The organism is Methylobacterium sp. HMF5984, assembly GCF_045033435.1.
GTDB lineage: Bacteria > Pseudomonadota > Alphaproteobacteria > Rhizobiales > Beijerinckiaceae > Methylobacterium.
Genome location: NZ_JBJFLN010000001.1, coordinates 2,535,769 through 2,557,849, shown reverse-complemented (window position 1 = coordinate 2,557,849; position 22,081 = coordinate 2,535,769). Strand labels below are relative to the sequence as shown.

Below are 22,081 nucleotides of genomic sequence, written 5' to 3'. Positions count from 1 at the left end.
GCGGCTGAGCTTGCCGATGGGGGTTCGGATCGCACGGCGTCGAACGTCTTCGAATGGGGCGTGGCCAGCGCCGCGCGGCTCCCTCTGGGGGAAGGGACTCCCGCTTCGACCCGGCCCCTTGGAGGGATCTGCGACGCCGGTCGCTAATGAGGCGCGAGGGCTTTGCGGCCCGGGCGTGCGACCGGCCCAGCGGCGTCCGGCCGCGCTGCCGCGTGGGCCCTGCCCCCCTATCTCCCGGGGGTCGCCAAGAGGACCATCCCGTGCCCGACGAGACGCTGACCGTCTACTACGACGGAGCCTGCCCGCTCTGCCGGGCGGAGATCGGGCATTATCGCCGCTGCCGCGGGGCCGAGCGCATCGCCTTCGTCGACGTGGCGCCGGACGGCGCTCCCCTCGGGCCGGACCTCGACCGTGCGGCGGCCCGCGCCCGCTTCCATGTCCGCGACGCCGACGGCCGGCTCCGGTCGGGGGCGGCGGGCTTCGCCCGGCTGTGGAGTGCGCTGCCGCGCTGGCGTTGGCTCGCGCGGATCGCGCGGCTCCCGGTCGTGCTGCCGCTCGCCGAGATCGCCTATCGCGCGTTCCTGCCGCTCCGCCCCCGCATCGCCCGCTGGCTCGTCCGCAACCGTTGAGAACCTGCCGGCGTGCTTGATCCGGCGCGTCGCGGCCGAGAAGGTAGGGCATGGCTCGCAAGCGCATCCACCTGACGACCGATATCCTGGCCGACGCCCTGCACCGGCTCGGGATCGCGGCGGCCGCGATCGACCGCGAGGCCCTGCGCGTCCGGATGGGCCTGCCCGAGCAGGACGGCTTCGTCGAGGATTCCGCCGTCGCCGCGGCGCTCCGCGACGGGACGGCGCGCCAGGCCTTCTCGCAGACCGGCGTCGCGGCGCTGAAGCTCGCCCTGCCGGCGCTCCGGGCCGAGCCGGGGCGGGACGGCGCCCTCGCCTGGCGGCTCCGGGTGAGCCTGCCGCTCCTCGACGACGGCCGCCTCGACCTGCGCCTCGACGGGCCGCCGGGCGAGGCGGCGGCCGAGATCCTGGAGGAGATGGCGCTCGGCAACGATCCGGCCTGGCGCCTCGACGACCTGCGCCGGGCGCTGGCCGAGACGTCGGCGGCCTCGGCGCGCACGCTCCACCGCACGGTCGCGCGCCTGCGCGACCAGATCCGGGACGACCTCCGCGAGATCGGGGCGGACGCGCCGACCTACATCGCCCATCTCGACCGGTCGCTGCGCGCTCGCGTCTTCACGCCCGCGCCGAACCTCGCCCACGCGATCCTCGACACCCTGAAGACGGTGCGGACGCGGGCGAAGGCGGTGGCGCGCGAGGAATCCGGCCGTCGCCGCCTGCGCGACCGGGTCGGGTTCGGCTCCTACATCGACAAGTTCGTGCCCGCCCGCCGGCTGAACCGGCGCATCGTCTTCCACATGGGCCCGACCAATTCCGGCAAGACCTACGCGGCGCTGGAGGTGCTGGCGAAGGCGCCAACCGGGACCTACCTCGCGCCCTTGCGCCTGCTCGCGCTGGAGAACTACGAGGCCCTGCTCGAGCGGGGCCTGCGCGCCGGCATGGTCACCGGCGAGGAGATTCTGGGGGAGCCGGACCCGAGCCACACCGCGCGCACCATCGAGACCGCGGACCTGCGCCGCCCGGTCGAGGTCGCGGTGATCGACGAGATCCAGATGCTGTCCGACCCCGATCGCGGCTGGGCCTGGACCAACGCGCTGTTCGGGATCCCGGCGAAGACCGTGATCGTCTGCGGCTCGGACGACGCGCTCTCGCATGTCCGCCGCGCGGCGGAGGCCGCGGGCGAATCGCTCGACGTCGTGACCTTCGTGCGCAAGACCCCGCTGGTGGCGCTCGACGAGCCCGTGCCCCTCGAATCCGTGAAGCCGGGGGATGCCGTCGTCGCCTTCTCGCGGCGGGCCGTGCACGAGAACCGCGAGGCGCTGGTGGCGGCCGGGCGCAGCGTCGCCACCATCTACGGCGCGCTCTCGCCGGAGGTGCGCCGGGCGGAAGCGGCACGGTTCCGCAACGCCGAGGCCGAGGTGCTGGTCACCACCGACGCGATCGGCATGGGCCTGAACCTCGGACCGCTCAAGCGGGTGATCTTCTCGGCGGTCACCAAGTGGGACGGCACGGCGACCCGCCCGCTCACCAATCCCGAGATCCGCCAGATCGCCGGCCGGGCCGGGCGCTTCGGCCATCAGGACGAGGGCCACGTCTCGGCCACCGACGACGTGAGCCTCGGCCCGATCCGCGATGCGCTGGCCGGCGCGCCGACGGCGCCCGCCGCCGACACCCGGTTCTACGTCCGGCCGGACCTGATCGCGATCGAGGCGGCGGCGGCCGAACTCGGCACCGACTCGCTCGCCGAGGTGCTGACGCATTTTTCCCGCGCGACGTTCTACGAGGGGTCCCCGTTCCAGCCCTCCGCGATGGAGGAGGCGCTGGAGGCGGCGCGCGCGGTCGACACGGCGCACCTGCCGATCCGCGAGGCCTTCGCCTTCGCGGTCTGCCCGATCGACCGGCGCGACCCGGCCTCGACCGCGGTGCTCGACCGCTGGGTCCAGGCCCGCGCGGCCGGCGCCGCCGTCCCGGCTCTGCGGGCCAACGTCGGCGGCGAGCTCGAGTACCTCGAACGCACGGTCAAGCTCGCCGCAGCCTACCTCTGGCTGGCCCGGCGCTTCCCCGACACGTTCGACGAGGCGGAGGCGACCAGGCTGCTGCGCGGCCGCGCCAACGCCGCCATCGAGCAGGCCCTGCGCGAGACGGCCTCGCGCACCGTGGCGGCACGGGCGCGGCCGCGCGTGCCGGCGTGACGTGGCGCTCTTTCCCTCCCCCGCAGAGGGGGAGGGAAGGCGCGCGTGGGCGTCGAAACCGAGCGGATTCGCGAAGAGACCTACTCTGCGCCCCGCCCCGCCGGCCTTGCCAGCAGCACGGCGGTCGCGATCCCGACGGCGAGGATCGTGACGGCGCAGGCGGCGAGCGCCGCGAGCTGGCCGATGCCCTGGAGCGCGACGCCGAGCACGGCGACGCCGAGCGCCTGCCCGCAGAAGAACGAGAAGGCGTGGAGCGCCACCGCCGAGGCGCGGGCGGTCGGGGCGACCTCGGTCACCTGCACCTGAAACGTGTTGTGCAGCATGTAGAAGCCGAGCCCCATCGCGACGAGGGCGGCCGCGTCGAGCTGCCAGCGCCCCGCGAGGCCGATCATGGTCAGGGCACCGGCGCAGACGAGGCCGCCGCCGACCAGCATCCGCTGCATCCCGAGGAACCGGACCAGCAGGCCGACGAGGGCGGAGTAGATCAGCCCGCCGACGGCGAAGCCGGCGAGCGCCAGCCCGGCCTCGCGCGGGCCGCCCTCGCCGCGCGCCTCGATCAGCGGCGCGAGGTGCGGGAAGATGCCGAACACCGCGATCGCCTCGACGAACACCGCCGCGAACAGCACCCGCGCGCGCGGATTGGCCACGATCGTGCGATAGCGCGTCAGCGCCAGCCCGAATTCCGGCCGTCGCGCCGGAAGGCGGCCGCTCCGGTCGAACCCGAGCAGGGTCGCGGCGCAGCCGAGCACGGCGACCGCGGCGTTGATCGCGAACACGCCGTGCCAGCCGACCTGCCCCTCGATCAGCCCGGCGAAGGTTGAGCCCGAGAGCTGGCCGAGGATCACCGCGACGAGGAAGCGGCCGATCGCCACCTGGCGGCGCTCCATCGGCACCCGGTCGCCCATCAGGGCGAGCGCCAGCGGGATCACCCCGCCGGCCGCGGCGCCCGCCACCATCCGCAGGCCGAAGAGCAGGCGCAGGTCTTCGGCGAAGGCGCAGCCGACCAGCGCCGCCACCAGCACCGCGAGGCACGCGGTGATGACCCGCTCCTTGCCGACCGCGTCGCCCACCGGCCCGAGGATCGGCTGGATCAGCGCGTAGGGCAGCGCGAAAGCGGTCGAGAGCAGCGCCACGGTGTGGGCGTCGCTGCGCAGGTCGCGCGCCAGCACGCCGACCAGCGGCTCGACCGAGCGCCACGCGAAGGTGCTGGAGAAGCCCGCGGCCGCGAGCACCAGGATCAGGCGAGCGATCGAGGAGGTGGGAGGCATGCTGGGCCGCGGCTCGCGAACGCCCGGCCGAGGAGGCCGGATCGGTCCCGGCCTAGCCGACATCGACCGGGTTTGCAGCCCCGCCGAGGCCGTGGAGCCGGCCGTCGGCATGCAAGGCGCCGCCCCTGAAACCCGACCGCGCGCGCCCTCGCCCGGCCGGGCGCACGATCCGGTCAGACGCGTCCGGGTGATCGCCGCGGGCGATCCCGGGGCGACGAGCGGGACATGCGCAGGCTTTGAAAGGCGTTGGCCTCAGAAGACGTGGCGGAGGATAAAGAACAGGACGCCCGCCAGGGTGATCGCCGCCGGCAGGGTCAGCACCCAGGCCAGCGCCATGTTGCGCACCGTCGACATCTGCAGCCCGGAGCCGTTGGCCGCCATGGTGCCGGCGACGCCCGAGGACAGGATGTGGGTGGTCGAGACGGGCAGGCCGTAGACCTCGGCCAGCCCGATCGTGCCGGCGGCGACGAGCTCGGCCGAGGCGCCCTGCGCGTAGGTCAGGTGGGTCTTGCCGATCCTCTCGCCGACCGTGACCACGATCCGCTTCCAGCCGACCATGGTGCCCAGGCCCAGCGCCAGCGCGACGCAGACCTTCACCCAGGTCGGGATGTAGCGCGTGCCGTCGTTGAGCAGGCCGGTATAGGCCTTCAGCGTGCCGGCCTCGGCCTCCGAGAAGCTGGCGCCGTTCTTCGGCAGCAGCCGGATCGCGTCGGCGGCGAGGTACATGTCGTTGCGCAGGTTCGAGGTCTGCGCCGCCGGCACCTGCTTGATCGCGCCGTAGTTCCGCACGTTGGCGGCGATGTCGGTGGAGAGGGCCGCGAGCGCGCCGTAGACCGCCGGCTGGTTCAGGTCCTTGGTCTTGAGCGCGTCCGAGACCTGCTTGCGGGCGGCCGCCGCGTCGGGCTGGGCCGTCGTCCCGGCGTGGCTCGCGAACACCGCGCTGGCGCTCTGCGAGGTCTGGATGAAGGCCGGCGTCGTGTCGTCGGCCATGGTGCGGTTCAGGGCGTAGGCGGTGGGCGCCGCGCCGATCAGGATCAGCATGATCAAGCCCATGCCCTTCTGGCCGTCGTTGCCGCCGTGGAAGAACGAGACCAGCGTGCAGGTCAGGATCAGCAGCGAACGGATCCAGAGCGGGGGCGGCGTGTCGCCCTCGGGCGCCTCGTAGAGGTCCTTGCGCCGCACGGTGAGCTTGAGCGCCAGCAGCAGGAGGGCCGCCGCGACGAAGCCGATGAGCGGGCTGAACAGCAGCGCCTTGAACACGCCGAGCGCCTGGGCCCAGTCGACGCCCGAGGTCGCGGAGCCTTCCGGCGCCATCAGCTGGTTGGCCAGCCCGACGCCGATCACCGAGCCGATCAGCGCGTGCGACGAGGAGTTCGGCAGGCCGAAGGCCCAGGTGCCGAGGTTCCAGACGATCGCGGCGATGAGCAGCGCGAAGATCATCGCGTAGCCGGCGCCCGACCCGACCTGCAGGATCAGCTCCACCGGCAGCAGCGTGACGATGGCGTAGGCCACCGCGCCCGAGGACAGCATCACGCCGAGGAAGTTGAAGGCGCCGGACCAGATCACCGCCACGAGCGGCGGCATCGAGTGGGTGTAGATCACGGTCGCCACCGCGTTGGCGGTGTCGTGGAAGCCGTTCACGAACTCAAAGGCCAGCGCGATCAGCAGGGCGAGGCCGAGGAGCACGAAGGCGCCGATCGCCAGCGGCGTCTGGCCGACCGCGTTCATGTCGGTGATCAGGCTGACGCCGGCGTAGACCAGGCCCGCCACCAGGATCAGCAGGAAGGCGACGATCCCGCCCGGATGCAGGCCACGATCGAGCGTCGGACCCGGGCGGCGCCTCGGTTCGGCGCCCGACAGGTGCGGTGTCAGGCGGGCAGAATCGGACATGACGGATCTCGACGGCGATCGGACTTCGAACGCCTTCGGATAGGTCGCGTGCGTGACGGTCCGGTGACGGCGCGCGAAAGGACAGTCGATCCGCGCCCGACGACACGGTCACGAGGCGGCGAATACCGATCGAGCGCTCAGTGCCTGCGCGGGCGCCGCGGCGCCGTGGCCGGGGTCTTGTCGCGATTCTCCGCGACGAGCTTGCGCCAGCGGTCCAGGCGGTCGGGGTCGAGGGTTCCGTCGGCGATGGCGGCCTGCACCGCGCAGCCCGGCTCGTGCGCGTGGGTGCAGTCGCGGAACCGGCAGTCGGGCGCGCGCTCGGTGATCTCGGCGAACAGCGTGTCGATCCCCTCCGCGGCGTCGCTGACGTGGAGCGTGCGCATCCCCGGCGTGTCGATCACCCAGCCGCCCCCCGCCATCGCGTGCAGCGAGCGGCCCGTCGTGGTGTGGCGCCCCTTGGCGTCGTGCTCCCGGATCGCGCCGGTCTCCTGCGGCGCGTCCTGGCCGGGCCCGGCCAGGGTGTTGACGAGCGTCGACTTGCCGACGCCGGACGAGCCGACCAGCGCGACGGTCTGCCCGGGCCCGCACCAGGGCGCCAGCGCCGCCGCGGCGTCCGGGCGGCGCGGGTTGACGCCGACCACCGACAGCCCGCGCTGGAGGGCGGCGGCCTGCCGGCGGTAGGCCTCGACGTCGTCGGTCAGGTCGGCCTTGGTCAGCAGGATCACCGGGTCGGTGCCGCCCTGGTTGGCCAGGGCGAGGTAGCGCTCCAGGCGGGCCGGGTTGAAGTCGGCGTTGCACGAGGTGACGACGAACAGGGTGTCGACGTTGGCGGCCGCGGCCTGCGGGACCTTGCCGCCCTCGGTGCGCCTCTGCAGCACGGTCCTCCGCGACAATCGGCGGTGCAGGGTCAGCGTCCGCGGATCGGCCAGGACCCAGTCGCCGACGGTGACGTCGCCGGTGCTGGCGTGGACCGGCAGGATCAGCTCGACGGGGCCGGCCGCCGACAGCGCCGTCAGCCGGGAGCGGTGGACCAGGGCGATCCGCATCGGCGCGAAGCCGGCATCGGCGGCCTCGCACTGGTCCTCGAAGAAGCCGGACCAGCCGAGGCTGGCCGCTTCTGCGGCGCGGAGGGCGTGGGGATCATCGGTCACGGCTTCAGCCCATGACACGGCGCCGGCCGGCTGACCAGTGAGCCGCGCGCGTGCGGAAGCGCCGCGGGATGCCGAAGGCGCAGGATCTGAATTCAATATTCTGCGCGTGGAAGAACGAGTTAATTTCAACGTCGCGACAAATAATGTTCGTTTGCAGGGCAGCCTTGGCTTGCCCTAACCTCCCCCCGAGCGGTCCCGTGCAGCCATGCCGTCGCGGTCCGTCAAGAATAGAGCCTGAGCCAACAGGTGCCGCAAGGCAGTGGCCGCAAGACCGGAACGGTCGTCGGCAGGGAGAGTCGCGTGAAGAAGAACAAGATCGTCAGCGCCGACGAGGCGATCGCCCTCATCCGCACCGACGACGTCGTCACGACGACGGGCTTCGTGCAGAGCTGCATCCCCGAGGCGCTGCACGCGGCCCTGGAGAAGCGCTTCGTCGAGACCGGCGCGCCCGGCAACCTCACCCTGATCATGACCGCCGGCGCCGGCGACAGCAAAGGCCTCGGCACCGGGCGCCTCCACCACGAGGGCCTGCTCGGGCGGGTGATCGCGGCGAACTTCGGGCGGATGCCCAAGGTGGCGCAGGCTGCGCAGGACAACCGCATCCGCGGCTACAACCTGCCGCAAGGGGTGATCTCGCAGCTCTACCGGGCCTGCGCCGCCGGCCAGCCCGGCCTGTTCTCGAAGGTCGGCCTCCACACCTACGTCGACCCGCGCCACGGCGGCGGCCGCGTGAACACCCTGACGACCGACGAGATCGTCAAGGTCGTGGAGGTCGAGGGCGAGGAGTGGCTGTTCTACCGGGCCACCAAGATCGACGTCGCCTTCATCCGCGCCACCAGCGCCGACCCGTCGGGCAACCTCTGCGTCTCCAAGGAGGCGCTGACGCTGGACAACCTCGCCCAGGCGATGGCCGCCCGCAACAACGGCGGCATCGTCATCGCGCAGGTCGAGCGCATCGTCGAGCAGGGCTCGATCAAGCCCAAGGACGTGCGCGTGCCGGGCATCCTGGTCGATTGCGTCGTGGTGGCGCCGCCCGAGCAGCACCGCATGAACTACGGCGTGCAGCACGACGCGGCGCTCGCCGGCGAGATCCGCGTGCCGGTCACCGGCCTGAAGCGGATGACGCTTGACGCGCGCAAGATCATCGCCCGCCGCGCCGCGTTCGAGCTGCCGCCGAACGGCGTGGTCAACCTCGGCGTCGGCGCGCCCGAAGGCATCTCCTCGATCGCCAACGAGGAGAAGGTCACCCCCTACATCACCCTGACGACGGAAGCCGGCGCCGTGGGCGGCGTGCTCGCCTCGGGCTCGAGCTTCGGCGCGGCCACCAACGCCGACTCGATCATCGACCAGAACCAGATGTTCGACTTCTACGACGGCGGCGGCCTCGACATGACCTGCCTCGGCATGGCCGAGTGCGACGGCGCCGGCAACGTCAACACCAGCCGCTTCGGCGGGCGGCTCAACGGCTGCGGCGGCTTCATCAACATCTCGCAGAACGCGCGCAAGGTGGTGTTCGCCGGCACCTTCACCTCCGGCGGCCTCGTCACCGAGATCGACGAGGGACGCCTGCGGATCGTGCAGGAGGGCCGCTCGCGCAAGTTCGTCGGATCCGTCGAGCAGAACACCTTCAGCGGGCCGTTCGCGCAGGAGCGGCGGCAGCCGGTGCTCTACGTGACGGAACGCTGCGTCTTCAACCTGACCCAGGCCGGGCTGGAGCTGATCGAGGTGGCGCCGGGCATCGACATCGGCCGCGACATCCTCGCCCACATGGACTTCACGCCGGTGATCGAGAACCCGATCCCGATGGACCCGCGCATCTTCCGCGACGAGCCGATGGAGTTGCTCGCCGACCTCCTGAACCTCAACCTGCCCGACCGGGTGAGCTACGACCCGGCGCGCAACCTGCTGTTCGTCAACCTCGAAGGCTGGCAGGTCCGCTCGAAGGGCGACATCGACGCGCTGCGTCAGGTGCTCGAGACCGCCTGCCTGAAGGCCGGGCAGCGGGTGAACTCGGTGGTCAACCACGACGGGTTCCGCATCGGCGAGAACCTCTACGACGACTACGCCGAGATGATCGAGTACCTGTCGAAGTACCACTACCTCACGACGACGCGCTACGCGACGAGCGCCTTCCTGCGCCTGAAGATGCAGGAGGCCCTGAGCCGCCGCGGCCTCGCCCCGCACGTCTTCGAGCGCCGCTCGGAGGCGCACGCCTTCCTCGAAGCCGCCGAGCGCGAGGCCGCGCAGGCCGATGTCGGCGAGCGCCCGCTCCGCGCGGCCGAGTGATCGGAGGTCCGGCCGGACGCCGGGACGCGAGCGTCGGCGCCCGGATCCTGCGCGTCTCTGCCAAGTCGGGTCGAGCCTGAAGGCTCGGCTCATCAAGATGGCGCAAGCATCGATCGGACGCATGCCTGTCATCGAACCCGTGACGGGAACTCCGGGCGACGAGCACGCTTGGCTAAGTCTGATGTCGGGGGCTGCCGCGACGCCGGATCGAATCCGTCGATCGGGCAGGGTCGCCGGGACGCAGCCCTGCCCGACGCCGAAAGCGAGACGACCGTGCCCTTCTTCGAGAGTCGTTGGTTCTACGCCTCGCCCGTGAACGCGACCGAGCGGCATCTCGGCCGCACGTTGCGCGCGATGTACGAGGCCCTGCCGACGCCGCCGCCCTCCGAGCAGCTCTGCACGCTGTTGCGGAAGCTCGACCACGCCGTCGCGGCGGCCGATCCGACGCCCTGACGGGTCTGAGGCCGCCCTCGACCGGCGGGTTGCGCAGCGCGCCGTCGGTCTCCGCTTCGTCCGAGGCGTCACCGGGTTCCGAGGGCAAGCCGCCGTCCGCCCGGACGCTGGCGCCCGACCATGAGAGCCGTCTCCTCCACGCCGGCCGGACGTCGTCGCCGACGCGATTTCTCCGGCTCTGCCAAGCGCTTGGCCAAGAGCTTGGCCAAGCTCTTCAAAGTCACGCAGCACCTCAAATCCGGGCGGCGCCTCGCCGCATCCGTCTCGCGGCGCGCGAGGACGGTCCGGGCCGATGATGGTTCCGGGCGTGGGAAATCTTTCTTTTCACTGATCCGAATGCAAGCATTGCCCCGAGAGAGACCGGACTTGGCGGCGATGCAGCCTATCGAAACGGTCACGACCCAGGTAGATGCTGGATCACGACAGGGGGAAGACATGACGCGTATCGATGGCGCCGAGGTCCTGAAGCGGACGCTCGCGGACGACGAGGCCGCCATCCTCGATGCCTGGACCGTGTCCCTTCGGGAGGGGACATCCCTTCAGAGCGGCCGCATCCGCGAGGCCGAGCTCCAGACCCAGGCCAGGGCGGTCTATCGCCAGCTTCGGGACGCTTTCGCCGCGGGCGGGCTCGACGCCGACGCGGAGGGCTTCGCCCAGCTCCGCGACACCCTCGCCGACATCTCGCGCTCGCGGGCGATCCAGGGCTTCACGCCGACCGACACGGCTAACTTCGTGTATTCTCTCAAGCCGCCGGTCTTCGAGGCCCTCGAGAAGGCCCACGCGACGGACGCGGCGACGCTGGCGGCGGGGACCCGGGCCGCGAGCAGGGTGCTCGATCGGCTCGGCCTGCACACCATGGAGGTGTTCCTGGCCAGCCGCGAGGAGGTGATCGGGCGCCAGGGGCAGGAGATCGCCGAGCTCTCGACCCCGGTGGTCCGGCTCTGGGACGGCATCCTCGCGCTGCCGCTCATCGGCACCCTCGACAGCGCCCGGACAGGCGTCGTGATGGAGAACCTGCTCCAGGCGATCGTCGACGAGGAGGCCGAGATCGCCATCATCGACATCACCGGCGTGCCGACCGTCGACACCCTGGTGGCGCAGCACCTGCTGAAGACCGTCGCGGCGGCGCGGCTGATGGGCGCCGACTGCATCGTCTCCGGCATCCGGCCCCAGATCGCCCAGACCATGGTCCATCTCGGCGTCGAGCTGAACGTCGTCTCGAAGGCGACCCTGGCCGACGCCTTCGCCGTCGCCCTGAGGCGGACCGGCCGCAAGGTGGTGCGCCAGCAGGCCTCCATCGAGGGACGCGGCTGACGCCATGGACCGCATCCCGATCCTCAAGCTGGGTGGCGCCCTCATCGTCACCATCCAGGTCGACATGCACGACCGCCTCGCCCTCGCGCTGGAGGAGGACCTCACCGCGATGATCGCGCGCACCGGCGCACGCGGCGTCCTGCTCGAGATCTCGGCGCTGGAGATCGTCGATTCCTTCATCGGGCGCATGCTGGTGAGCATCGCCGCCGTCTCGCGCGTCCTCGACGCGGAGACGGTCGTGGCCGGCATGCGGCCGGCGGTCGCCATCACCCTGGTCGAGCTCGGCCTGGAGCTGACCGGCATCAAGACCGCCCTCAACGTCGAGCGCGGCATGGCGCTGATCCAGGCGCGACTCGCCGAGGAGGAGGACGGCTGCGGGGGCGACCGTGAAGGCCACGAAGGCTGAGCCCCCGAAGGCCGAGACCCTCGCGATCCGCTCGGGCGACGACGTCGTGCGGGTGCGCCAGCGGGTCCGCGCGCTCGCCGTCGAGATCGGCCTCGGGCTCGTCGACCAGACCAAGATCGTCACCGCCGCGAGCGAGCTCGCGCGCAACACCCTCGACTACGGCGGGGGCGGCCACGTCCACGCGGAGATCGTCCAGGCCGGGACGCGCAGGGGCCTGCGCCTGACCTTCGAGGATCAGGGCCCCGGCATCGCCGACATCGATCAGGCGATGACCGACCACTACACTTCCGGCGGCGGGCTCGGCCTCGGTCTGGGCGGCGCCAAGCGGCTCTCGAACGAGTTCCACATCGCGTCGACCCCCGGAGCCGGCACCCGCGTGACGATCGCGCGGTGGAAGTGAGCATGCACCGGATCACCGTGACGGAAGCGAGCCAGGTGGCCGAGGCGCGGCGGCGCGCCGTCGCCGTGGCGCAGGGCATCGGCTTCGACGAGACCGCGGCCGGACGCGTGGCCCTGGTCGTCACCGAGCTCGCCACCAACGTCGTCAAGTACGGCGTGCCGGGCGAGGTCCTGGTGGGCACCTACGAGGACGGGACCGGCTCGGGGGTCGAGATCCTCGCCCTCGACAAGGGCAACGGTTGCCAGGATCTCGGCCTCGCCCTGCGCGACGGCCATTCCACCGGCGGCAGCGCCGGCGAGGGGCTCGGCGCGGTGCGTCGCCTCTCCGACGCCTTCGACATCGTCTCCCGGCCCGGCCTCGGCACCGCGGTGCTGGCGCGCCTGTCGATCGACAGGACGCGCACCCCGGACGGCGTGCCCGGCTTCGGCGCGGTGACGGTGCCGCTGAAGGGCGAGACCGCCAACGGCGACGCCTACGCCGTGCGCGAGCGCGACGACGGCTGGACCGCCATCGTGTCGGACGGCCTCGGCCACGGGCCGGAGGCCGCCAAGGCGTCCGAGGAGGCCCTCAAGCTGTTCCGGCGCCATCGCGACGAGCCGCCCGCGGCGATCCTCGCCGCGATCCACGCGGGCCTCTCCCACACCCGGGGCGGCGCGATCTCCGTCGCGCGCTACGCCCGGGATCGTGCCACCCTCGCGCTGGCCGGCATCGGCAACGTCGCCGGGGCGGTGGTCTCCGGCACGGCGATGAAGCGGACGGTCAGCCTGGCCGGGACGGCCGGCCACGCGGCCCGGCGGATCCAGGAGTTCGAGTACCCGATGCAGGCGCGGGACGTGTTCGTGCTCTGCTCCGACGGCATCGCGACGGGCTGGTCCCTCGACGCCCATCCGGGCCTCGCCGGCGCCCACCCGACCCTCGTGGCCGGGGTCATCCTGCGCGACTTCGCCCGCGCCCGCGACGACGCCACCGTGCTGGTCGTGCGGGGGGATCCGGCATGAGGTGGCCGCTGCTCTCCAGCCTGGTCGAGCACGAGGACGACATCATCGCGGTGCGCCAGCGGGTGCGCGGGCTGGCCGAGCGCCTCGGCTTCGGCGTCCAGGACCAGACCCGGATCGCCACGGCCCTGTCCGAGATCGCGCGCAACGCCTACGGCTACGCCGGCGGCGGCCGGGTCGAGTACGGCCTCGACGCGGTGGAGGGCGGCCAGATCCTGCTGATCCGCGTCCGCGACGCGGGGCCCGGCATCCCGCATCTCGATGCCATCCTGGAGGGGCGCTACCGCTCGACCACCGGGCTCGGCATCGGCATCACCGGGTCGCGCCGGCTGATGAACCGCTTCGAGATCGAATCCGTCGTCGATCACGGCACGGTGGTGACGTTCGGGATGCGGCTGCCGTTCGGCTCCGAGACCTTCTCTGGGCGCCGGCTGACCACCCTGGCCGACGACGTCGCCCGGGCCCGGACGGACGAGCCGGCGACCGCCATGCGCGAGCAGAACCGCGAGCTCCTGCGCAGCCTCGCCGAGCTCGCCGAACGCGAGGAGGAAGCCCAGCGCCTGAACCGGGAGCTGTCCGACACCAACCGGGGCGTGGTGGCGCTCCACGCGGAGCTGGAGGCGCAGGCCGCCCTCCTCCGCGAGGCGGGGGCCCTCCTCGAGAGCCAGGTGGCGGCCCGCACCGCCGAGCTCGCCGCGGCGAACGCCCGGCTCCTCGCCGAGGCGGCCGAGCGCGAGCGGATGGAGCAGGACCTCCGGCAATCGCAGAAGCTCGAGGCGGTCGGCCAGCTGACCGGCGGCGTGGCGCACGACTTCAACAACCTGCTGACCATCATCCGCTCGTCCGTCGACTTCCTGCGCCGGCCGGACCTGCCGGAGGACCGGCGCAAGCGCTACATGGACGCCGTCTCCGACACGGTCGACCGCGCCGCCAAGCTCACCGGGCAGCTCCTGGCCTTCGCGCGCCGGCAATCCCTCAAGCCGGAGGTGTTCGAGGTCGGCGCGTGCCTGAACGGCGTGGCCGAGATGCTCGACACCATCACCGGCGCGCGCATCCGCGTCCGGGTCGAGGCGTCGGACAGGCCGGCCCTGGTGCGCGCCGACCTCAACCAGTTCGAGACGGCCCTGGTGAACATCGCCGTCAACGCCCGCGACGCGATGGACGGCAGCGGGACGCTGACGATGCGGGTGGCGGCCGGGCAGGCCATGCCGACGATCCGGGGCCATGCCGGCTCGCGCGGGCCGTTCGCCGCGGTCTCGCTCGCCGACACCGGCTCGGGCATTCCCCTCGACGTGCTCGGGCGCATCTTCGAGCCGTTCTTCACCACCAAGGACATCGGGCGCGGCACGGGGCTCGGGCTCTCCCAGGTGTTCGGCTTCGCCAAGCAGTCCGGCGGCGACGTCGACGTGACGAGCGAGATCGGCCGGGGCACGACCTTCACCCTCTACCTGCCCGAGGTCTCGTCGGAGGCGGTCGAGGCCGCCGTCGCCGACCCCGACGCCGCCCTGTCGCCGGCGGGGCTGGGCCAGCGCATCCTGCTCGTGGAGGACAACCTCGAGGTCGGCGCCTTCTGCTCGCAGATCCTCGAGGACCTCGGTTACGCGCCCGAATGGGTGGTCAACGCGGAGGAGGCGCTCGCGCGCCTCGGGACGGACGGGGCCGGCTTCCGGGCCGTCTTCTCCGACGTCGTCATGCCCGGCATGGGCGGCATCGAGCTCGCCAAGGCGTTGCGCCTCCGCATCCCGGCCCTGCCGGTGGTGCTGGCCTCGGGCTACAGCCACGTGCTCGCCCGCGAGGACAGCCACGGCTTCGAGCTGCTGCACAAGCCCTACTCGGCCGCGCAGGTCGGCCGGGTCCTGCGCCGGATCATCGGCACCGCATCCCCGGCCCCCGAACCCCCGGAGCACGGCCGATGACGCAGGATCCGGCGGCGCCCGCCGCGCTGTCCGAGCGCGACCGGCTCGCCGCCCTCGCGGAGTACGGGATCCGCGACAAGCTCGACATGCGCCGGGCTCTCGGCGCGAACGGGCTGTCCTGACATCCGATACGGCGGACACCGAGGTCCGTGGGAGCGTCGTCCGGCCGTCGGCCGGACGCGTCTCGCACCGACGGATCACACGTCGAGGTTGGCCACGCTGAGCGCGTTCTCCTGGATGAACTCGCGCCGGGGCTCGACCACGTCGCCCATCAGCTTGACGAACAGGTCGTCGGCGTCGGTGGTGTCCTTGACCTTGACCTGGAGCAGCGAGCGGATGTCGCGGTCCAGCGTCGTCTCCCACAGCTGCTGCGCGGTCATCTCGCCCAGGCCCTTGTAGCGCTGGAGCTGGAGCCCCTTCCGGCCGAACGCCATCACCGCCTCGAACAGCGCGACCGGCCCGTGCAGGACCGTCGATTCGCCCTTGCGCGAGAAGGTGACCGGCTCGCCGTAGATCTCGCGGAGCGCATCGGCGCGGTCGGCGAGGCGGCGCGCCTCCTGCGAGGCGATGAGGCCGGCATCGAGCGTCGCGACCTGGCGCACGCCGCGCAGCGTGCGCCCGAAGACGTAGCCGCCCTCCGACGCCTCGCCCTGCCAGCCCTGCTCGATGTCGTCGGCGATGGCGTCGAGGCGCCTGGCCGTCACGTCGGCCAGGACCTCGGCCTCGCCCGCGTGCTCGGCCGCCTCCGGCCGGAAGGCGCCGGCCAGCACCGCCTGCTCGACCACCGAGCGGTCGTAGCGGGTGTGCAGGCCGAGCAGGATGCCGCGGAAGGTGCGGGCCTCCTCGACCAGCGTCTTGAGCTGCGGGCCGCCGAAGGCCGCGCCCGAGGCCAGCGTCAGGGTCGCGCCCTCGACGCCCTGGTCGATCAGGTAGTCCTCGAGGGCGCGCTCGTCCTTGAGGTAGAGCGCCTTGCGCCCGCGCTCGGCTTTGTAGAGCGGCGGCTGGGCGATGTAGAGGTGGCCGCGCTCGATCAGCTCCGGCATCTGCCGGAAGAAGAAGGTCAGGAGCAGGGTGCGGATGTGCGAGCCGTCCACGTCCGCGTCGGTCATGATGATGATGCGGTGGTAGCGCAGCTTGTCCGGGTTGAAGCCCTCGCGGTCGGTCGAGGACCGCCCGATCCCGGCCCCGAGCGCGGTGATCAGCGTGCCGATCTCGGCCGAGCCGAGCATCCGGTCGGCGCGCACGCGCTCGACGTTGAGGATCTTGCCCCGCAGCGGCAGCACCGCCTGGAAGGTGCGGTCGCGGCCCTGCTTGGCCGAGCCGCCGGCCGAGTCGCCCTCGACCAGCAGGATCTCGCACTTGCTCGGGTCGCGCTCCTGGCAGTCGGCGAGCTTGCCCGGCAGCGAGGCGATGTCGAGCGCGCCCTTGCGGGTCACGGTCTCGCGCGCCTTGCGCGCGGCCTCGCGGGCCGAGGCCGCCAGGATCACCTTGCCCATCACCGACCGGGCCTGGGACGGGTTCTCCTCCAGCCAGTTCGACAGGCCCTCGTTCAGCACGTTCTCCACCGCCGGGCGCACCTCGGAGGAGACGAGCTTGTCCTTGGTCTGCGACGAGAACTTCGGGTCCGGCACCTGCACCGAGATCACCGCGGTCAGGCCCTCGCGGCAATCCTCGCCGGTGAGGGTGATCTTCTCGCGCTTGGCGATGCCCGACGATTCCGCGTAGCCGGTGATCTGGCGGGTCAGCGCGGCGCGGAACCCCGCCATGTGGGTGCCGCCGTCGCGCTGCGGGATGTTGTTGGTGAAGGGCAGCACCGTCTCGTTGAACGAGTCGTTCCACCAGAACGCCACCTCGACGCGGATGCCGTCGCGCTCCGAGCGCACCATGACGGGCTTGGACACGCCCTCGATCGGCTTGCGCGAGCGGTCGAGGTAGCGCACGAACGCCTCGATCCCGCCCTCGTAGTACAGCTCCTCGCGCCGGTGCTCGGGGTGGCGCGCGTCGGTCAGCACGATCCGGACGCCGGAATTGAGGAAGGCGAGCTCGCGCAGGCGCTTCTCCAGCGTCGCGAAGTCGAACTCGATCATCGTGAAGGTGTCGGTGGAGGGCAGGAAGCTGACCTCCGTCCCCTTCCGCCCGTTGCCGGGGCCGAGGACCTTGAGCGGGGCCACGGCGTCGCCGTGGCGGAACTCCATCGTGTGCTCCTTGTCGTTGCGCCAGATGCGCAGGCGCAGCCACTGCGACAGGGCGTTGACGACCGAGACGCCGACGCCGTGCAGGCCGCCCGAGACCTTGTAGGAATTCTGGTCGAACTTCCCGCCGGCGTGGAGCTGGGTCATGATGACCTCGGCCGCCGAGACGCCCTCCTCCTTGTGGATGTCCACCGGGATGCCGCGGCCGTTGTCCGAGACCGTGCAGGAGCCGTCGGCGTTCAGCGTCACGGTCACGAGGTCGGCATGGCCCCCCAGGGCCTCGTCGATGGCGTTGTCCACCACCTCGTAGACCATGTGGTGCAGGCCCGAGCCGTCGTCGGTGTCGCCGATATACATGCCGGGGCGCTTGCGCACGGCATCCAGGCCCTTGAGCACGCGGATCGACTCCGCGCCGTAGGCGTCGACGAATTCGGCGGGGGGCACGGCGCCCTGGGACAGGTCGTTCGGGTTCTGGTCAGACATCAAGGTCCTCGGGCAGGCGGGTCCGAGCGCGAGGGTCCGGCGCCCGCTTGGGAGCAGCCCCGCCTGCGATTCGATCAGTCCGCCTCATATAGGCGTTCCGCCTTGAAATTGCATCGTTTCCAGGCTTGCACGGCCTGGCTCGGTCCCGTGTTCTGACGCGGCCGCCTTAACGTCGGGTTAGGCCTGAATCCCGCCGGCCGTCGCCGCGTCGAGGCGTGCGATCGCATCGGGCGGGAGGCGCAGCGTGGCGGCCCCGATCAGCTCGTCGAGCTGCGCCACCGAGGTCGCGCTGGCGATCGGCGCGGTGATGCCGGGGCGCGCCATGATCCAGGCGAGCGCCACCTGCGCCGGGCTGGCGCCGTGCTCGGCGGCGACCGCATCGAGCACGCCGAGCAGCGCGAAGCCCTTCGGCGTCAGGTACTTCGACACCCGGTTCTCGCGGGCGCGGCCGGCGGCGGACTCCGCCGAGCGGTACTTGCCGGTGAGGAAGCCGGCCGCGAGCGAGAAGTAGCCGATCACGCCGAGCCCGGCCTCGCGGCAGACCGGCTCGAGCTCGGCCTCGTAGCCGCGCTCGGCCAGGCTGTAGTCGGGCTGCAGGCATTCGTAGCGCGGCAGGCCCGCGCGTTCCGCGACGGCCAGCGCCTCGCGCAGGCGCGCGGCGGAAAAATTCGAGGCGCCGATCGCCCGCACCTTGCCCGCCTGGATCAGGCGCTCGTAGGCGCGCAGCGTCTCCTCCTGCGAGGTCGCCGCGTCGTCGGCATGCGACTGGTACAGGTCGATCCGGTCGGTCCGGAGCCGGCGGAGCGAGGCCTCGCAGGCCTCGGCGATGCGCGCGGGCGCGAGGCCGGTCCTGCCCCCGCCCATGTCCATGCCGACCTTGGTCGCCAGCACGACCTTGTCCCGCGTGCCGCGCGCGGCGAACCAGCGGCCGATCACCGCCTCCGACTCGCCGCCCGCATGCCCGGGGGCCCAGCGCGAGTAGACGTCGGCCGTGTCGACGAAGTTCAGGCCCGCGTCGACGAAGCGGTCGAGGATCGCGAAGGACGTGGTCTCGTCGGCCGTCCAGCCGAAGACGTTGGCGCCGAGGCACAAGGGGGCGACGGACAGGCCGGAGCGGCCGACGGGGCGCGTTTCCATGGCGCTCAACCCTGCAGGAACGGGTTCGAGACCCGCTCCTCGCCGAGCGTCCCGGTGGGTCCGTGGCCGGGGATGAAGGCGAGGTCGTCGCCGAGCGGCAGCACCTTCTCGCGGATCGCGCGGATGAGCTGGTCGTGGTTGCCGCCCGGCAGGTCGGTGCGCCCGACCGAGCCCTTGAACACCACGTCGCCGACCAGGGCGAAGCGCGCGTCGCGGCTGACGAACACCACGCTGCCGGGCGAATGGCCGGGGGCATGCAGGATGTCGAAGGCCAGCGGCCCGACGGTCACCGCGTCGCCCTCGTCGAGCCAGCGGTCGGGCACGACCGCGCGGGCGCCGTCGATGCCGTAGTTGGCGCCGGTCTCGGGCAGCGAGTCGAGGAGGTAGCGGTCGGCCTCGTGCGGGCCCTCGATCGGCACGCCGAGGCGCTCGCGCAGCTCGGCCGCGCCGCCGGCATGGTCGATATGCCCGTGCGTCAGCAGGATCTTCTCCACGCTCACGCCCTGCTCGGCGATCGCCGCCTCGATCCGGTCGAGGTCGCCGCCGGGATCGACCACGGCGCCGACCTTGGTCGCGGCATCCCAGATCAGGGTGCAGTTCTGCTGGAAGGGCGTGACCGGGATGATCCCGACGCGGGGCGTGCCTGGCATGGTGGTCCGTTCACCGAGTGGAGGGTGGAAGCGCCGCCCGTTCTAACCCCGATCGGGTCGAGCCGCACCCCGGGGGGCGGCCGCACCGCAGGAGCGCTTGTATCCGAAATGCGACGGCTCGGCCGATTCATCGCGCGTGCGCCGCCGCCGGCTGGTTGGTTGACGGTGCAACCGATACAACTTTGTGCACAATCCGTCGTCCGTCTTGCCTTCCTCCATCTCGCCTTCGTCCGTCTCGCGGATCTGCGCCGTGCCCGTGCCGCCCGCCTTCGTCGACATCGCCGCGCGGTTGCCGGTCGCGCCGCGCGTCGACCGCACCGGGTGACCGCGATGGCGTTCCGGCGCTTGCGGGGGCGCGTCCGCCTCCGCCGGATCGTGCCCGCCCTGATGCTGGCCCAGCTCGTATCCGCGGCGGCTGGGGCGGAGGCCGCGGCAAGGCCGGAGGCGGAGGTCCGATCCGGATCGGACGACGGCGTCACCCTCGACACGCTCTCCGTCGTCGGCGAGGCCCGCCCCGACGAGCCCCGCGGCTTCGGCGTGTCCGCTCCGCCCGGATCGGCCCCGAGCCCGATCGAGAACCCCGTCGGCCAAGTGGTGACGTCGATCGGGCGCGCGGGCGCGATCGACGACCGGCCGCCGACGGGGATCGGCGCCGTGCTCGCCAACAGCCCCGGCGTCACCGTCCGCCAGGGGCTCGGCGGCCGCGACGTGGTGATCTCGATCCGCGGCAACAACGCCCGCTCCACCGGCATCACCCGCAACATGGTGGTGCTGGAGGACGGGTTCCTGGTGACGCAGGCCGACGGCGCCTCGCGCTTCGACCTGTCGGATCCCCGCGCCTATTCGCGGATCGACGTGTTCCGCGGGCCGCAATCGGCCCTGTTCGGCAACTATGCCAGCGGCGGCGCGCTGGCCTTCCGCACCCGCACCGGCCGCGAGATCGACGGCGCCGAGGTCGCGGTCGACGCCGGCAGCTTCGGCGTCCTCAACACGTCCTTCGCCGTCGGCCAGGCGAGCGGCCCGTTCGAGATCAGCCTGTTTTCCAGCGACGCGCGCGGCAACGGCTACCAGGGCCATGCGAGCTTCGACACCCAGACCGTCAACCTGCTGGCGAGCTACACCCCGAGCCCGGACGACCGCTTCACCCTCAAGGTGATCGACAACGTGGTCTCCACCGGGCTGCCGGCGCGCGCGTCGCTGAACCAGTTCACCCTCAACCCGTACCAGCGCGGCTGCGAGACCGCCGCGACGGCGGCGCCCGGCTGCGCGACGGTCGCGATCCTGCGCAATGGCATCTTCGGACGGACCGTGGCGGTGACCGCCGACGAGGGCGGCTTCGGGCGCGACGACCGCCGCACCGTCGTCGCCGGCCGCTGGGAGCACGACGTCGACGCGCAGACGACCTGGCGCGTCCAGGCCGGCTACGACGAGCGCCGCTACGACCAGCCGTTCTACACCCTGGCGGGCCGCGCCAGCCTGCCCTCGGTCAATCTCGCCGCCGACCTGACCCGGCGCGGCGAGCTGTTCGGGCTGGCCGCCACCGGCTACCTCGCGCTGAGCTACGACACCATCGACATCCGCGCGCCCACCTTCAACCGGGCGGCCTACGGGGGACCGCGGATCGGCGCGCTGATCGGCCTGCAGGAGGCGATGCAGGACAACCTTGGCGGCCGGGCACGGGCCGAGATCGCCGTGTCCGACCGCTGGACCGCCGTGCTCGGGATCGGCGCGACGCGGACCGCGATCGCCGGGCGCAACACCACCTTCGCCTACACGGCCGCCGGCGCCGCCTCCGCCGTCACCGGGGTCGACCCGACCTACGTCAACGTCGCGCCCGAGCTGATCCTCGTCTACCGGCCGGATGCGGACTGGGCCCTGCGCAGCCGGGTCGCCGCCGGCTACGCGACGCCGTCGGTCGGCAACCTGTTCGTCACGCCGGCCGGCATCCCCGGCGACAACACCGGGCTCCGGTCGCAGCGGAACCTCGGATTCGACCTCGGCGCGGACTGGTCCCCGACGGCGGGCGTGCGCGTCAGCCTCACCGGCTTCTACGAGCTCTTCCGCAACGAGCTGGTCGGCCAGTCTCCGGGGGCGGGGCTCCTGTCCTACACCTTCAACGTGCCGGCCTCGGAGCACCGCGGCATCGAGCTCGGGGCGGAGGCGGCGCTCGGCTCGGGCTGGCGCGGCACGCTGGCCTACACCTTCGACGCCCAGGTCTACACGCGGTTCGTCGAGCGCCTCGCGGCCGGCCCGCTCACCGCCGCGTTCGACCGGGCCGGCAACCGCATCGTCGGCGTGCCGGAGCACCAGCTCCTCGCCCGGATCGGATACGACGTGCCGGCCGGGCCGCTCGCCGGCCTCGGCGCCTACGCCGAGGCGGTGGCGCAGGACGGATCCTTCCTCGACAACGCCAACCTGCTGCGGGTGCCGGGCTTCGCGGTCCTGAACCTCAACGTCCACTACGCGACGGCGCTCGTCGGCGACGTCCGGCGCCTCGACCTCTACGGCGAGGTCCGCAACGTCCTCGACACCGCCTATGTCGGCGCCGCCAACCCGCTGGCGAACACGCTGAGCCCCGTCAGCGGCCTGCAGAACGGCCGCGCCGTGCTCGCGAACACGAGCGGCACGATCTTCGCCGGCCCGCCGCGGACCTTCATGACCGGGATGCGGCTGCGATTCTGAGCCTCGTCGCGCGCGGTCGATGGGGCGCGCGGGAGGA

17 protein-coding genes are annotated in these 22,081 nt (G+C 72.3%); 11 read left to right on the top strand and 6 right to left on the bottom strand.

The genetic code is table 11. From position 1 onward, the window contains the following. Positions 1-260 precede the first annotated feature (260 nt). Positions 261-629, top strand: a complete 369-nt coding sequence (locus tag ACFZ8E_RS12360) for a thiol-disulfide oxidoreductase DCC family protein (protein WP_147843464.1) — start codon at positions 261-263, stop codon at positions 627-629. Positions 630-679: 50 nt separating this feature from the next. Continuing rightward, positions 680-2,821 (top strand): helicase-related protein, encoded by a 2,142-nt coding sequence (locus ACFZ8E_RS12355; protein WP_405042873.1) that lies wholly within the window; start codon positions 680-682, stop codon positions 2,819-2,821. A gap of 80 nt (positions 2,822-2,901) precedes the next feature. Here ACFZ8E_RS12355 and ACFZ8E_RS12350 read toward each other — a convergent pair whose 3' ends face one another. From ACFZ8E_RS12350 to rsgA, 3 genes are all read right to left on the bottom strand, one after another. Then, positions 2,902-4,089 (bottom strand): MFS transporter, encoded by a 1,188-nt coding sequence (locus ACFZ8E_RS12350; RefSeq protein WP_243950371.1) that lies wholly within the window; start codon positions 4,087-4,089, stop codon positions 2,902-2,904. A gap of 252 nt (positions 4,090-4,341) precedes the next feature. Beyond that, on the bottom strand, positions 4,342-5,979 hold the full coding sequence (locus ACFZ8E_RS12345) for an inorganic phosphate transporter (protein WP_147858715.1): 1,638 nt from the start codon (positions 5,977-5,979) through the stop codon (positions 4,342-4,344). A gap of 137 nt (positions 5,980-6,116) precedes the next feature. After that, the gene (gene rsgA / locus ACFZ8E_RS12340; protein WP_405042872.1) at positions 6,117-7,148 is read right to left on the bottom strand and encodes a ribosome small subunit-dependent GTPase A; all 1,032 of its coding nucleotides are present in this window, start codon (positions 7,146-7,148) and stop codon (positions 6,117-6,119) included. A 282-nt stretch (positions 7,149-7,430) separates the two neighbouring features. Here rsgA and ACFZ8E_RS12335 point away from each other — a divergent pair, with 282 nt between their 5' ends. From ACFZ8E_RS12335 to ACFZ8E_RS12300, 8 genes are all read left to right on the top strand, one after another. After that, the gene (locus tag ACFZ8E_RS12335) at positions 7,431-9,416 is read left to right on the top strand and encodes a malonate decarboxylase subunit alpha (protein ID WP_243938968.1); all 1,986 of its coding nucleotides are present in this window, start codon (positions 7,431-7,433) and stop codon (positions 9,414-9,416) included. A 273-nt stretch (positions 9,417-9,689) separates the two neighbouring features. Then, the gene (locus ACFZ8E_RS12330) at positions 9,690-9,869 is read left to right on the top strand and encodes a hypothetical protein (protein WP_405042871.1); all 180 of its coding nucleotides are present in this window, start codon (positions 9,690-9,692) and stop codon (positions 9,867-9,869) included. A 435-nt stretch (positions 9,870-10,304) separates the two neighbouring features. Then, positions 10,305-11,183 (top strand): STAS domain-containing protein, encoded by an 879-nt coding sequence (locus tag ACFZ8E_RS12325; RefSeq protein ID WP_243938966.1) that lies wholly within the window; start codon positions 10,305-10,307, stop codon positions 11,181-11,183. A 4-nt stretch (positions 11,184-11,187) separates the two neighbouring features. Further along, positions 11,188-11,589, top strand: coding sequence for an STAS domain-containing protein (locus tag ACFZ8E_RS12320; protein WP_147725694.1), 402 nt, complete (start codon positions 11,188-11,190; stop codon positions 11,587-11,589). After that, entirely contained in the window at positions 11,570-11,989 is a 420-nt protein-coding gene (locus tag ACFZ8E_RS12315; protein WP_147725693.1) for an anti-sigma regulatory factor, read from the top strand. The genes ACFZ8E_RS12320 and ACFZ8E_RS12315 overlap by 20 nt, the downstream gene beginning before the upstream one ends. 2 nt (positions 11,990-11,991) lie before the next feature. Further along, positions 11,992-12,987: an ATP-binding protein gene (locus ACFZ8E_RS12310; protein ID WP_405042870.1), complete on the top strand. Its 996-nt coding sequence runs from the start codon at positions 11,992-11,994 to the stop codon at positions 12,985-12,987. After that, positions 12,984-14,900 carry an ATP-binding protein gene (locus tag ACFZ8E_RS12305; protein WP_405042869.1) on the top strand — a complete coding sequence of 639 codons (1,917 nt, stop codon included), beginning with the start codon at positions 12,984-12,986 and terminating at the stop codon, positions 14,898-14,900. The genes ACFZ8E_RS12310 and ACFZ8E_RS12305 overlap by 4 nt, the downstream gene beginning before the upstream one ends. Then, on the top strand, positions 14,897-15,022 hold the full coding sequence (locus ACFZ8E_RS12300; protein WP_405042868.1) for a hypothetical protein: 126 nt from the start codon (positions 14,897-14,899) through the stop codon (positions 15,020-15,022). Before ACFZ8E_RS12305 ends, ACFZ8E_RS12300 begins: the two co-directional genes overlap by 4 nt. A 75-nt stretch (positions 15,023-15,097) precedes the next feature. On the opposite strand, the gene gyrB is transcribed toward ACFZ8E_RS12300, so the two are convergent. The 3 genes from gyrB to ACFZ8E_RS12285 all read right to left on the bottom strand — a co-directional run bounded on the left by gyrB (position 15,098) and on the right by ACFZ8E_RS12285 (position 19,362). Further along, complete coding sequence (gyrB, locus tag ACFZ8E_RS12295) at positions 15,098-17,575, bottom strand: DNA topoisomerase (ATP-hydrolyzing) subunit B (RefSeq protein WP_187274726.1); 2,478 nt, start codon at positions 17,573-17,575, stop codon at positions 15,098-15,100. A 177-nt stretch (positions 17,576-17,752) separates the two neighbouring features. Next, the gene (locus ACFZ8E_RS12290; RefSeq protein ID WP_405042867.1) at positions 17,753-18,712 is read right to left on the bottom strand and encodes an aldo/keto reductase; all 960 of its coding nucleotides are present in this window, start codon (positions 18,710-18,712) and stop codon (positions 17,753-17,755) included. A gap of 5 nt (positions 18,713-18,717) precedes the next feature. Then, the gene (locus ACFZ8E_RS12285; protein WP_147725689.1) at positions 18,718-19,362 is read right to left on the bottom strand and encodes an MBL fold metallo-hydrolase; all 645 of its coding nucleotides are present in this window, start codon (positions 19,360-19,362) and stop codon (positions 18,718-18,720) included. A 330-nt stretch (positions 19,363-19,692) separates the two neighbouring features. On the opposite strand from ACFZ8E_RS12285, the gene ACFZ8E_RS12280 reads away from it, so the two are divergent. Next, positions 19,693-22,044, top strand: coding sequence for a TonB-dependent receptor family protein (locus tag ACFZ8E_RS12280; RefSeq protein ID WP_405042866.1), 2,352 nt, complete (start codon positions 19,693-19,695; stop codon positions 22,042-22,044). The last annotated feature ends 37 nt before the right edge of the window (positions 22,045-22,081 follow it).

What these genes read in the sequence shown, in the direction of transcription:
- ACFZ8E_RS12355 (WP_405042873.1), top strand. Translation starts at nt 680, where the DNA reads ATGGCTCGCAAGCGCATCCACCTGACGACCGATATCCTGGCCGACGCC.
- ACFZ8E_RS12350 (WP_243950371.1), bottom strand. Translation starts at nt 4,089, where the DNA reads ATGCCTCCCACCTCCTCGATCGCTCGCCTGATCCTGGTGCTCGCGGCC.
- ACFZ8E_RS12345 (WP_147858715.1), bottom strand. Translation starts at nt 5,979, where the DNA reads ATGTCCGATTCTGCCCGCCTGACACCGCACCTGTCGGGCGCCGAACCG.
- ACFZ8E_RS12325 (WP_243938966.1), top strand. Translation starts at nt 10,305, where the DNA reads ATGACGCGTATCGATGGCGCCGAGGTCCTGAAGCGGACGCTCGCGGAC.
- ACFZ8E_RS12320 (WP_147725694.1), top strand. Translation starts at nt 11,188, where the DNA reads ATGGACCGCATCCCGATCCTCAAGCTGGGTGGCGCCCTCATCGTCACC.
- ACFZ8E_RS12310 (WP_405042870.1), top strand. Translation starts at nt 11,992, where the DNA reads ATGCACCGGATCACCGTGACGGAAGCGAGCCAGGTGGCCGAGGCGCGG.
- ACFZ8E_RS12305 (WP_405042869.1), top strand. Translation starts at nt 12,984, where the DNA reads ATGAGGTGGCCGCTGCTCTCCAGCCTGGTCGAGCACGAGGACGACATC.
- ACFZ8E_RS12300 (WP_405042868.1), top strand. Translation starts at nt 14,897, where the DNA reads ATGACGCAGGATCCGGCGGCGCCCGCCGCGCTGTCCGAGCGCGACCGG.
- gyrB (WP_187274726.1), bottom strand. Translation starts at nt 17,575, where the DNA reads ATGTCTGACCAGAACCCGAACGACCTGTCCCAGGGCGCCGTGCCCCCC.
- ACFZ8E_RS12290 (WP_405042867.1), bottom strand. Translation starts at nt 18,712, where the DNA reads ATGGAAACGCGCCCCGTCGGCCGCTCCGGCCTGTCCGTCGCCCCCTTG.
- ACFZ8E_RS12285 (WP_147725689.1), bottom strand. Translation starts at nt 19,362, where the DNA reads ATGCCAGGCACGCCCCGCGTCGGGATCATCCCGGTCACGCCCTTCCAG.
- ACFZ8E_RS12280 (WP_405042866.1), top strand. Translation starts at nt 19,693, where the DNA reads ATGGCGTTCCGGCGCTTGCGGGGGCGCGTCCGCCTCCGCCGGATCGTG.